Annotated in this window: 12 protein-coding genes; 6 read left to right on the plus strand and 6 right to left on the minus strand. The window is 44.3% G+C overall.

Translation table 11 applies throughout. The features are described from left to right. Nucleotides 1-105 precede the first annotated feature (105 nt). Nucleotides 106-1,587, plus strand: coding sequence for a methyl-accepting chemotaxis protein (locus NQ095_RS13755; RefSeq protein ID WP_258264036.1), 1,482 nt, complete (start codon nucleotides 106-108; stop codon nucleotides 1,585-1,587). A 44-nt stretch (nucleotides 1,588-1,631) separates the two neighbouring features. Then, on the plus strand, nucleotides 1,632-1,817 hold the full coding sequence (locus NQ095_RS13760) for a histidine kinase (RefSeq protein WP_375162840.1): 186 nt from the start codon (nucleotides 1,632-1,634) through the stop codon (nucleotides 1,815-1,817). Between the two features lie 38 nt (nucleotides 1,818-1,855). Here NQ095_RS13760 and NQ095_RS13765 read toward each other — a convergent pair whose 3' ends face one another. After that, entirely contained in the window at nucleotides 1,856-2,233 is a 378-nt protein-coding gene (locus NQ095_RS13765; protein ID WP_258264038.1) for a DnaJ family domain-containing protein, read from the minus strand. Between the two features lie 187 nt (nucleotides 2,234-2,420). Here NQ095_RS13765 and NQ095_RS13770 point away from each other — a divergent pair, with 187 nt between their 5' ends. Continuing rightward, entirely contained in the window at nucleotides 2,421-2,588 is a 168-nt protein-coding gene (locus NQ095_RS13770) for a hypothetical protein (RefSeq protein ID WP_258264039.1), read from the plus strand. 103 nt (nucleotides 2,589-2,691) lie between these two features. Here the strand turns inward: NQ095_RS13770 and hmpA are convergent, their stop codons facing one another. Then, entirely contained in the window at nucleotides 2,692-3,900 is a 1,209-nt protein-coding gene (hmpA, locus tag NQ095_RS13775; protein ID WP_258264040.1) for an NO-inducible flavohemoprotein, read from the minus strand. Nucleotides 3,901-4,061: 161 nt separating this feature from the next. On the opposite strand from hmpA, the gene NQ095_RS13780 reads away from it, so the two are divergent. After that, on the plus strand, nucleotides 4,062-4,511 hold the full coding sequence (locus NQ095_RS13780) for an RrF2 family transcriptional regulator (protein WP_258264041.1): 450 nt from the start codon (nucleotides 4,062-4,064) through the stop codon (nucleotides 4,509-4,511). 141 nt (nucleotides 4,512-4,652) lie between these two features. Here the strand turns inward: NQ095_RS13780 and NQ095_RS13785 are convergent, their stop codons facing one another. Further along, nucleotides 4,653-5,045, minus strand: coding sequence for a hypothetical protein (locus NQ095_RS13785; protein ID WP_258264042.1), 393 nt, complete (start codon nucleotides 5,043-5,045; stop codon nucleotides 4,653-4,655). A 228-nt stretch (nucleotides 5,046-5,273) separates the two neighbouring features. On the opposite strand from NQ095_RS13785, the gene NQ095_RS13790 reads away from it, so the two are divergent. Continuing rightward, on the plus strand, nucleotides 5,274-6,506 hold the full coding sequence (locus tag NQ095_RS13790) for an aminopeptidase (protein ID WP_258264043.1): 1,233 nt from the start codon (nucleotides 5,274-5,276) through the stop codon (nucleotides 6,504-6,506). Nucleotides 6,507-6,754: 248 nt separating this feature from the next. Here the strand turns inward: NQ095_RS13790 and NQ095_RS13795 are convergent, their stop codons facing one another. Further along, nucleotides 6,755-7,339: a DUF6944 family repetitive protein gene (locus NQ095_RS13795; RefSeq protein ID WP_258264044.1), complete on the minus strand. Its 585-nt coding sequence runs from the start codon at nucleotides 7,337-7,339 to the stop codon at nucleotides 6,755-6,757. 186 nt (nucleotides 7,340-7,525) lie between these two features. On the opposite strand from NQ095_RS13795, the gene NQ095_RS13800 reads away from it, so the two are divergent. After that, nucleotides 7,526-8,815 (plus strand): MDR family MFS transporter, encoded by a 1,290-nt coding sequence (locus NQ095_RS13800; RefSeq protein WP_258264045.1) that lies wholly within the window; start codon nucleotides 7,526-7,528, stop codon nucleotides 8,813-8,815. A 42-nt stretch (nucleotides 8,816-8,857) separates the two neighbouring features. On the opposite strand, the gene NQ095_RS13805 is transcribed toward NQ095_RS13800, so the two are convergent. After that, nucleotides 8,858-10,321: a hypothetical protein gene (locus tag NQ095_RS13805; RefSeq protein WP_258264046.1), complete on the minus strand. Its 1,464-nt coding sequence runs from the start codon at nucleotides 10,319-10,321 to the stop codon at nucleotides 8,858-8,860. 33 nt (nucleotides 10,322-10,354) lie between these two features. Next, a partial coding sequence (locus NQ095_RS13810) for a hypothetical protein (protein ID WP_258264047.1) occupies nucleotides 10,355-11,231 on the minus strand: 877 nt, incomplete at its 5' end.

Raw genomic sequence — 11,231 nt, forward strand, 5'->3', positions numbered from 1 at the left:
TTCATTCGAAATTTTGTAAAAATTACTGCAAAACGTTATGAAGAAGCACCCTGCATTTGTCGATATATGGAATATACGGGATTTTATTAAAAGGAGAGAAATGTCATGACCCCCAAGCAATTGAAAGAAATCGATAGTAAAAGAAAGAATCTTCTGCTGCTGATCACCTATGGAATCAGCCTTGCAGCCGCCCTCACGTATTCAATACTGAATGAATCGGGCACCATCACCGTAACGGTATTCGCATTACAGATCCTGTTTCTAGCCGGATACTTTGTTGTGCTTCAATTCATGCTGAAAAAACCGAATCTTTATGTATATTTCGCCATTCCTACTTCGTATATCATAATGGGAATCTGGCTTTTTCTTGAAGGATCGAACCCTCCCGATTTAGTCATCCTTCTATTTTTAGCTGTTATCAGCGCCATTCACTTTAATCCTGTCATTTTCGGAATTGGATTCATATCCGGTCTTGCCATGCTCTTACTGAATGGATTGCTTGCTCCAAAGGGTGATCCCATTTTCACTGAATTATTTATCCCTTCTCTGCTCAGTTATGTGTTGTTAGGCATCGTCCTGGCCGTCGTCATCCAACTGAATCGAACGCAATTCAGGCAGCTCCAGGAATTTATCCACACAACGGAAAATGAAAGCAGAAAAAAAGAAGATCAGCGAAACTTCTTACAAAAAGAACTGGCGGCCATCTCGGGAAGCATCCAGCAAATCAACGAACAGGTGCAAATCCATCTCGTCTCCCATGATGAAATGAAAACGGCAGTGAATGAAATTTCAGCGGGAAGTGTCACCCAAAGTGATCAAATCACTAACATAGCCCTTGTGACAGAAACGACAATGAGTAAGATGGAGGAAGTCGCGAAGCTGTCCGATGACCTTACCACCCACTCAACCGATGCGAATGCAATTGCCGTGTCAGGAAGCGAACGGGTCATGGAGCTGCAGGAAAATATGATTGAATTGAAAAACATCATTGAAGGCCTTCACAAGACCTTTAAAGAGCTCACCAGCAAAATTGAAGAAACCAACAGCTTTATCGGAAGCATCCAGGACATCACGGACCAAACCAATCTCCTCGCTTTGAATGCTTCCATTGAGGCAGCACGGGCAGGAGAAGCAGGACGCGGCTTCAGTATCGTAGCTGATGAAATACGAAAATTGGCCGAAATCACGCGGAATACGGCAACACGCATCAACGACAATCTCTCAGCTGTCAACGCAGTGAACTCTTCTGCTGTTGAAATCATGAATCTAAGCTCTGATAAGCTTAATGAAAATGTGGGGGCTACAGGTGAAGTCACGGCGTATTTCACATCATTGCGCGAGAAGCTTGACGCCCTGTCAAACGAATTCCAACGACTGACCTCCACCGCATCTGACGTAAGGGGCCAGACCGAGGAAGCAGAGCTTTCAACGAAGGAGCTCGCCGCTGTCATCCAACAGACTTCTGCAGGCTTAGAAGAAATCAGCGCCACCATCGAAACCCTTCATGGTGACAACCGGACGATTGCCCAATATGTTCAAGATACTGCCACAAGTGCAGCCCGGATTCAGAACAGTGTCAACACCTAATCTGTGGTAAACTAAGAAGAGAAGCTTTAAAGGATGTGGCACTGTTGAAAAAACGATTCACCATGATCATCCCCATCATGATACTCGTTGCCGTTGCATGTTATTGGATGCTCGGCAAATATTATTCCGAGATTGAAACTGGTTCCAAATTCATGCTGATCATCGGGGGCACGCTCCTATCCGGCGTGATTTCCTTCTTCCTCTTTAAAGAGGACGAGGAACCGAAATAAAGAAAACACCACTTTCAGTGACGAAAGTGGTGTTTTCTTTATTTCAGCAGCTTGTCTTCCAGTTTATGCTCATAGTTTTTGAACAAGGAACTATTTGTTTTGATTCTTTTCTTCGAAAGCATGCTATTGTATTTCAGCATTTTCTCATTCAGATTCTGCTTTAATTCCCGTTCTTCCTCTTCATTCTCACAAACCCTGATCAAGTCTTCGATCCTCATCATTTCTTTTTTTACATTCATCTCGTCCGCTGTGAATCCTGCATTCTTCATGATCCGATGGGCCATCTTTAATTCCTGGGGAACCCCTCTGTCATCGTCAAGATTAAGCGGTTTTCCATATCCGGGAAGGTTCTCGAACTCCCCGTCCTCGTAAGCCTTCTTAATTCGTTGCTCTGAAACAATGGTTGAAAAATCCAACACTATCACCCCTTAGAAATGGATTGGTTCTAAAGAAGCATTTCCTGAATCTGTTACTACTAGTATATCCAACCGGAAGGAAGGCTGCACATGTAGGTTGCGTCTATTTTCTGACAATTCACTTTCACATATTTTCGTTCCTCCCCGGAAAACCTACCAGTATCACGAACGAAAAGGAGTGGCTGATATGGCACGTGGTAAATCATTCGAATCAAAGAAAAAGGGACACCCAGGGAACTTCCCTCAAAATAGTACAGCTAGTAAACATTCTGAGGATGCCGTTGGCGATGAAGAATTGATTGTGACACAGGAAGCGTTTAAAAATCGTGAAGATAACGATGAACATCGCTACTAAAGTCGAAAAACGCTAGGAATCCTAGCGTTTTTCTGTTATCCTTCACCGAAATGAATCTGTATGCTGATCCGTCCGAGCACTTTTCATATCAGGAATGTAATCGTTAAACCGTCACACTTTCCTGCTTGCTTAAATCCATTGCCGGACCGAAGAACTCGAAACGCACCTTGGCTACACCCATTTCCCTCAATGTGCCGATGACAGCTTTCATAAATGGTGCAGGACCACACACGTAACATTCGGTTCCAGCGTCCACATACTGCTTCAGAATCCCTTTATTCACATACCCTGTAAAGTGGGGTGGAGATTCTTCCCGTGGATTTTCATAAACATAGCATACTTCCCCGTTTTCAAGTTCCGCCATGAGCTTTTCGACATCCCCTTTAAAGGCATGCACGCCTTCATGTCTGCTCGCATGGATAAATGTTGTTTTACGTTCCGGTGTGGATTTGGCCACTTGTTCGAGCATACTCATCATAGGTGTGATTCCGACACCCCCGCTTATAAACGCAACAGGTGAATCCCCGTCCTCTAAATAGAAATCCCCGGCCGGTGCACTGACTTCGATCTTGCTTCCCACGATTGCTTTATCATGTAAGAAGTTGGACACCTTCCCTTCCGGATCGCACTCTGCTTCTCTCTTAACAGAAATTCTGAACTGGTGGTCCATTGGCGCGCTTGATAAACTGTACTGACGAATATGAGTGAATTCTTCACCGGGGATCGTCACTCTGACAGATAAATATTGACCAGGCATGTAGGTCGGGACACTGCCGCCTTCTTTTGGTTGAAGATAAAAAGAAGTGATGACGTCACTTTCCACTACTTTTTTAGCAATGATGAACGGTTTAAAGTCTCTGTAGCCGGCATCTTTGTTTTCAGTTTCATTATACATTTCTTCTTCTACATCGATGAATACTCCTGCGATGACACCGTATGCATCTCCCCACGCTTCGATGATCTCATCTGTCGCTGCATCTCCCAGAACCTGTTTGATGGCTTGAAGCAGATGCTCGCCAACGATTGGATAATGCTCAGGCTTAACCCCTAAACTTCTATGCTTGTGAGCGATTTGTTTTACAACAGGCAGGATCATCTCGAGCTTATCGATATTCTGAGCTGCAGCATACACCGTATTGGCTAAAGCCGTTTGTTGTCTTCCCTTTTTCTGATTAGCATGATTGAAAATATTTAGTAATTCAGGATGATTGGTAAATAAATTTTTATAAAAAGTAGACGTAATTTCCGTTCCTTTGACTTCTAATACAGGAGCAGTGGATTTCACGATTTCAATGGTTTTTTGAGATAGCATTTTGGTCACCTCTAAAGGTATATTTTGAATACATCTTTAGCCTACTCCTGCTTATCGATTAAAGCAATATATAAAATACATCTTTAACAAAACAGTCACATTTAGACACAGACTTACTTCCTTTTGTATAATGGGGATAATGGAACGGAAAGGTGAGATACATGAGACTAACTTTATACACTGACTACTCACTGAGGGTCCTGATTTTCCTGGCGTCAAAACCGAAAGACGAACTCTCTAATATAAAAGAAATCGCAGATGCCTACAGCATCTCTAAGAATCACCTGATGAAAGTGACGTATGAACTGGGAAAAATGGGGATGATCGAAACGATCCGCGGCAGAAACGGCGGGATCAGGCTTGCACAGTCCCCTGAAGATATCAATATAGGCAAACTTGTCCGTGCGACAGAAGAGGATTTCCATCTTGTTGAATGCTTCGATGCCGCAAACAACTCTTGCATCATCACGCCGGTATGCGGATTGAAGCATGTCCTTGGCAAAGCATTGAACGCTTATCTCTCTGTCCTCGATGCTTACACCCTGTCCGACCTCGTCCAGAATCCCATGGACTACCGGTTCCTCTTTCAAGAGCAGAAAAGGGATACTTGAAGATCCTTCTCACCGATTTGCGGTGGGAAGTTTTTTTATGAGATTCTTGTGTTGGTTCAGCTGCTGAATATTCTTCAATAATCAGCAGCTGAACGATTGACCCCATAACACAAGAAGCCTGCCTTCCAACCGGAACTTGCCTTATTTTTTACTCTCGCTATACTTGAATGTCATCAATAGAAACAGGAAAAAGCTGAGTAACAGCGTGCTTCCCCCGACAATATAAAAGACGGTCGTAAACCCCGTGGGCAGATTGAATGGATTCAAATTGTACATCCACATCCCGACGGTCAATCCGATTGAACCGATGATGGTCGTCCACACATGGGCAAATGCCAGTTTAGAAGATTTCGGTACCTGATAGGATCGATAATAGGAAGAGTAGGCAAATAAGCTCAACCACCCGACAACCAGAATATGAGCGTGGATCGGCTTGAATGCATACGATCCGGCCCCGGCCATATGAGACCCGAGAAATGCTCCGATAAACCCATAAATGGCGGACATTCGTAATAATAGGACATTCCAAGGCATATTGTCTTCCCCCTTTTTTAAAAGCGCTCCCATCATTATAGTATAGTTGTCTGAATAGAAGCTATGAATCTTGATTCAATGCCATACAACGTTCAAATTTAAAGGCATGAATAAATACATTCCTCTTCTTTGACATACGATACAAAGATAGGTGTAAACACTTGCAAACGGTGCCCGCACTGATACAATAAGGATGTAATAGAACATTCTGAAAAAAGGAGAATACATATGACTAATTTCCAACAAAATTTAGAGAAATACGCAAGTCTTGCAGTTGAAGTCGGAGTGAATGTTCAAAAAGGACAGACCCTCGTCATCAACACGTCCATCGACTCTGCAGAATTCGTCCGCTTAGTAGTAAAGAAAGCCTATGAAGTAGGAGCTAAGCACGTATATGTAAACTGGAGTGATGACACCGTCAACCGTACGAAATACGACCTTGCCCCGGATGAAGCATTCCAGGAGTTCCCTGAGTGGAAAGCACGCGAAGTCGAAACGCTTGCGGAAGGCGGAGCTGCCTTCATGAGCATCGTTTCTTCAAGCCCTGACCTTTTAAAAGGCGTCAATCCGGACCGCATCTCGAATTTCCAAAAGGTTGCCGGTAAAGCGATGTCCAAATACCGTCAGTTCATTCAATCTGACAAAGTCAGCTGGTGTGTGCTCGCCGCTCCTTCGAATGACTGGGCAGCAAAAGTATTCCCGGATGCTTCTGAACAAGAACAAGTCGACCTATTATGGGACGCGATCTTCAAAGCGGTCCGCGCCGACCAGGCTGACCCTGTCCAGGCATGGAAGGATCACGACGCAAACCTTCACGAAAAAGTGGAATACCTGAACGAAAAGAACTACCAGAAGCTTCATTACACAGCTCCAGGGACGGACCTTACCATCGAGCTTCCAAAAGGTCATCTGTGGGTAGGAGCCGGAAGTGTGAACGAAGAAGGAACGACTTTCATGGCGAATATGCCGACAGAAGAAGTATTCACGGTTCCACTAAAGACCGGGGTAAACGGGACAGTTTCAAGTACGAAGCCGCTTAGCTACGGTGGTAACGTGATCGACAACTTCACGATCACATTCGAAAACGGTCGCATCGTGGACGTAAAGGCTGAAGAAGGCGAAGAAATCCTGAAACGCCTTGTGGATACCGATGAAGGGTCTCACTACCTTGGTGAAATCGCTCTTGTACCACATCAGTCCCCGATTTCTCAATCGAACGTGTTATTCTACAACACATTATTCGATGAGAACGCATCAAACCACCTTGCGATCGGGAATGCCTATGCGTTCTGTATCGAAGGCGGAAAGAAAATGAGCGAGGAAGAGCTAGAGAAAAACGGGTTGAACAACAGCATCACCCACGTTGACTTCATGATCGGTTCTGACAAGATGAACATTGATGGAGTGAAAGAAGACGGCTCGACTGAAGCAGTATTCCGCGATGGCGGTTGGGCGTTTTAATCTATGTATTGCGAAATCCCCGGGAAGCGGCTTGGCTGCTTTTTGGGGATTTTGTTTTTTTGGATGGGTGACTTAGCTTATTTTTTGACTGAGCGCTCAATCGAATGGGTTAATTTATAAAAAACGCAATTAACCATATTTTTGATGCAATTACCTAAAAAATGACGCAATTCCTGGTTCATCCACCATCTGATTCCCTTTCCACCTGCTATGTAGTCAGGCATCCAGCCCATATCAGTTCAATATCATCAATATCCATACTGTTTCGTTAACGCAATCGCAGCAATTGTCGCTCCTGCCGCCTGGGCATAGCTCCCGAATGTCGTGATCTGGAGTCCGAGATCCTTCCTCTCCTTTAAAATATATACTTCCCCCACCGCTTCAAGGGTTGCCCCCAGGGATTGAAGCGTATTCCCATAAGCAAGAAGCTGTGAATAGGCACGCGTGCTCAAGGTAGCTCCGTATGCTTCAAGCCCCGCACCTATAGATTGAACGGTATCGCCGAAGATATCCAGATTCAATCCTTCTAGCTCTTTTCCTGAAAATTGGAGCTCCGCAGCATAGACATTCGTCACGTTTCCGGAGGCTTGGATCCAGTCACCGATGATACGGTAGGTCTCTCCAATCGATCCATCCGACAATTTCTCGGCACCGACAGCCTGCAGGGAATTTCCCGCTGCCTCGAATCCATTTCCGATAGAGACGAGCCGAAGACCGACTGGCTCCTGATTCAATCGTTCTTCCCGAATGATCATGGTTTCACCGGTGGCTGCAATCACCGTACCGACTACCTGGGTCCACACTCCCGTAAGGAGAATTAGTCTATCGATCACCTCCATCCACCGATCCTTTCATCATTCATATATTTAATGTATTCAAAGGATTAAAATTGGTATCTTTGGACCCGTGTCCGTCTTAAGTGAATATTTACAAATACCAGTAAATGAGTCTTGTTTAATTTGTCCCATCGGGCTATGATAATCTAGTTCATCTAGAGTTTCATAAGGGGAGGGATTTAGATGAGAATTCGGGATTGGGACCGCAATTTAAAGGTCCGGCTGTTTGGGGAAGCAGCGATTAACATTACCTTCTGGATGTTCTTTCCGTTTTTGACGATCTATTTTACTGAGTCGTTCGGAAAGCAGACAGCAGGATTATTATTGGTTCTTTCACAAGTATTCGCCGTACTCGCGAATCTGATGGGAGGCTACTGCGCCGACCGTTTCGGCCGCAAGCGGATGATGGTCATCTCGGCATTCGGACAAGGCTTTGCTTTTTTAATCTTTGCACTCGCCAGCTCACCATGGCTGGATTCTGCCATGATCGGCTTTATTTGCTTCAGTCTGGTCGGGGTGTTCGGTTCATTTTATTGGCCGGCAAGTCAGGCCATGGTCGCAGATGTCGTCGATGAGAAAGACCGTAGCCATGTGTTTGCCGTCTTTTACACGTCCATCAATATCGCCGTCGTCGTGGGACCGATATTAGGTGGCATTTTCTATGTCCATTACCGCTTTCAATTATTGATCGCAGCCGCTCTTATTTGTATGCTTTTAGCACTTCTTCTATCTAAAATGACGAGGGAAACGGCACCCGCCGACAAGAATAAGCTTCTCGTCACAGAAGGGAAGAAGAAAGTATGGCATAGTGTGTTGTCTGATCAATTTAAGGATTATAGTGTCATATTTAAAGACAAAACATTTTTATTGTTTATTTTAGCTGGGGTCTTGGTAGGTCAGACGTTCATGCAATTGGATCTCCTTATCCCTGTATATATTAAAGATGTAGTGGATAAAGCTACGCTGTTCAGCTTCGGGGATTGGTCCTTGACACTCGTGAGTGAGCAGGTATTCGGTTTGATCCTTTCCGAAAATGGATTGCTGGTGGCCCTTCTGACAGTATTCATTACGAGATGGATCACTAAATTCCGTGAACGTAATGTGTTCATTCTCTCTTCTGTCATCTATGCTGTTTCAATCTTTATGTTTGGTCAGACGAGTTCAGTATGGATGTTTGTGATCAGCATGGCGGTGTTCACTTTTGCGGAATTGATGACTGCCGGTATTCAGCAGAGTTTTGTATCAAAGCTTGCACCGGATCATATGAGAGGACAGTATTTTGCCGCTGCCAGCCTGCGTTTCACGATTGCCAGGACGATTGCGCCTCTCTCCATCACCCTGTCTCTTTATATAGGGTATGATTGGACGTTCATCATTCTTTCGATTCTTGCTCTTGTCAGTGCTGGACTCTTCTTCATCATGTTCGAGCGCTTTGAAAAAGAAGAGATGGAACTGAAGAAAGCTGCTCATTAAAAAAAGGAATGATCCGCAATGGATCATTCCTTTCTCTTTCTATTACAGTCCTAGATCAAATCCTTCATCATCAGACTGTAGCATAGTATTTAGACCAAGATCTGTTGAAAGACCAAGGTTGAACTCTGAATCTGAAGACTCTTCATTTTCCCATTGAGTGTAGCTTGCATCTGCATTTACACCAAGGTTTGATAGAAGAGAAGATTCGTTGTCCTCGTCAGACACTAAGAATCCAAGAGCCGTATCCGTACCTGCATTCAATCCGGCACTTCTATACTCTTCTTCTCCAGAATCCATTGATTCAGCCCATAGCCCCGCATTCACTGCGTTCATGACAGTTGCTGCAGATTCATTGTCTTCATCGTTTGTCATAGCACCAAGCAAGAGGTTATTCGCTGCACTCGCTTCGAACTTGGAATAGTCGTCGCTGTTTTCAACAGTCGTCATAACAGAAGTTTCGTTCATAGCTTCTACTTGAGAAGAATCACCATCTTCTTTGTCCATTGTTCCAAGTACTAGACCATTTGCAGATTCAGTACCAAATGACGTTTTAGAAGAATCGTTTTCTTCACTGCCTTCTTTCATCACCCATACATTGGAATCGGTGATTGCATCAGCCATTACTTCATTCTCTTCATCAGATGCAGAAGCATTAAGACCAGAAGTAAGATTCCCGGAAGTAGTAGAAGCATAAGAATCGTCTTCTTCATTGTACATTTTTTCGTTCATGATCCCAGCATCCGTCATAGCGTCTACTGCCGCTGAACCGTCTTCTCCTTCAACCGCTGCATTCACATTTTGAGACGCTCCCGCTTCAGTCATGGTTGTGAAAGAATCGTCTTCTTCACTGTACATTGTTTCATTCATGACACCAGCTTCTGTATCAGCATTCACTTCTGCTGATCCATCTTCTCCTTCAACCGCTACGTTTACATCTTGAGATGCTCCCGCTTCTGTTGTTGAAGTAGCTGAATCTTCTTCCACTGTTGTTTCATTCATGACAGCCGCGTCCGTATCTACATTTACTTCTGCCGATTCGTCTTCTCCTTCAATTGCTGCGTTTACATCCTGAGATGCTCCCGCTTCTGTCTTGGAAGTAGCTGAATCTTCTCCCACTGTAGTTTCATTCATGACACCAGCTTCTGTATCAGCATTCACTTCTGCCGATTCGCCTTCTCCTTCAACTGCTGCGTTTACATCTGAAGTCGCTTCTGCACCATTGTTCGTAGTAACAGAATCCTTTTCTTCATCAACGACAGTTTCGTTTACGACGTTTGCATCAGCATCAGCATTGGCATCCACATTCGATTCATCATTTGATCCACCGATGTTCAATCCATCTAATAGTCCATCTTCAGAATCCAGGATGTTGACGTTTTCCAATAATCCATCATTGCTGTTCAGCAGTGAATCATTCCCTGCCGCTAAGCTTGTGTGACCTCCGATTGCAAGACTTGCTGCTAATCCACCTGTCATAACTAATGTTCTAAATACGCTTTTTCTCATTTTATTTTTCTCTCCTTTTAAAAGTTTTTAAGTTTATATACTTTTGAAAAGAAGAGAATCTTGAGGTGGTTGGGACGGTGGTGCGTTTAACCACTGATCATAGTAGAGATTGTTTTTCTCGTACATATTGGCTTTTTGGAAGTTAATGGCCGTTGCATATTGCTCCGAAAAAACCCATAAAGAAGATGATCCTGTTACCTGTCCGCTCGTTCCACTCGTACTGGATGACTGACTTGTTGAATTCATCGTAGTCGTCGTCAGGACCGGTTCCATCTTTTTACGGGGTGGAGAAGGCTGGTCGTTCTGATTTTTAGGTGCTTCCATCTTAACGGCACGCTCTTTCTCCACTACAACCGGTTTTGTAAGTATGGTTTCAATATGGTTTTTGGCTTTGCTTATTTGAATGGAGCTTTGATCAGTTTCGACCGGAACTTCTTTTTTGACCGGTTCCTTTCGAGCATCTTCTCTCTCCCTTTTGACGACAGAATCTTTATCCTCTGTGTCGATCAAAGGCTCGTCAGGCTCTTCTGCTTCAACGTCCACTTTGACAGCTGGTTCGTTTGAAACATCGGCGTCGACTACACCGGTATCCACTTTGACCTGTGGATCTTTTGACACTTCGACATCGACGACCCCTGTATTCACTTTTACTGCAGGATCATCTGACAGATCTACTTCCAACAGAGGTTTATCGTCTGTCAATGATTCCGTCACAGGTTTCGTTGTTTCTACCACCGTTTTGGTGACCGTCTTCGTCGTTGAATCCACCGTTCCGGTTACAGATTCCGTCGTATTTTCAACGGTTTTGGTAACTGCTTTGGTGGTATTGTTCACCGCTTCCGCTACAGGAGCCGCTGAGTCCCCTGCGATATCTGTAACTGGCTTTGTCGCTTGTTCAACGGTTTTATTC

Source organism: Rossellomorea sp. SC111, assembly GCF_024733565.1.
GTDB lineage: Bacteria > Bacillota > Bacilli > Bacillales > Bacillaceae_B > Rossellomorea.

Bases quoted from the DNA above. Each gene is read 5' to 3' on its own strand.
- hmpA (WP_258264040.1), bottom strand. From the start codon at position 3,900: ATGCTATCTCAAAAAACCATTGAAATCGTGAAATCCACTGCTCCTGTA.
- NQ095_RS13755 (WP_258264036.1), top strand. From the start codon at position 106: ATGACCCCCAAGCAATTGAAAGAAATCGATAGTAAAAGAAAGAATCTT.
- NQ095_RS13780 (WP_258264041.1), top strand. From the start codon at position 4,062: ATGAGACTAACTTTATACACTGACTACTCACTGAGGGTCCTGATTTTC.
- NQ095_RS13770 (WP_258264039.1), top strand. From the start codon at position 2,421: ATGGCACGTGGTAAATCATTCGAATCAAAGAAAAAGGGACACCCAGGG.
- NQ095_RS13800 (WP_258264045.1), top strand. From the start codon at position 7,526: ATGAGAATTCGGGATTGGGACCGCAATTTAAAGGTCCGGCTGTTTGGG.
- NQ095_RS13805 (WP_258264046.1), bottom strand. From the start codon at position 10,321: ATGAGAAAAAGCGTATTTAGAACATTAGTTATGACAGGTGGATTAGCA.
- NQ095_RS13785 (WP_258264042.1), bottom strand. From the start codon at position 5,045: ATGCCTTGGAATGTCCTATTATTACGAATGTCCGCCATTTATGGGTTT.
- NQ095_RS13790 (WP_258264043.1), top strand. From the start codon at position 5,274: ATGACTAATTTCCAACAAAATTTAGAGAAATACGCAAGTCTTGCAGTT.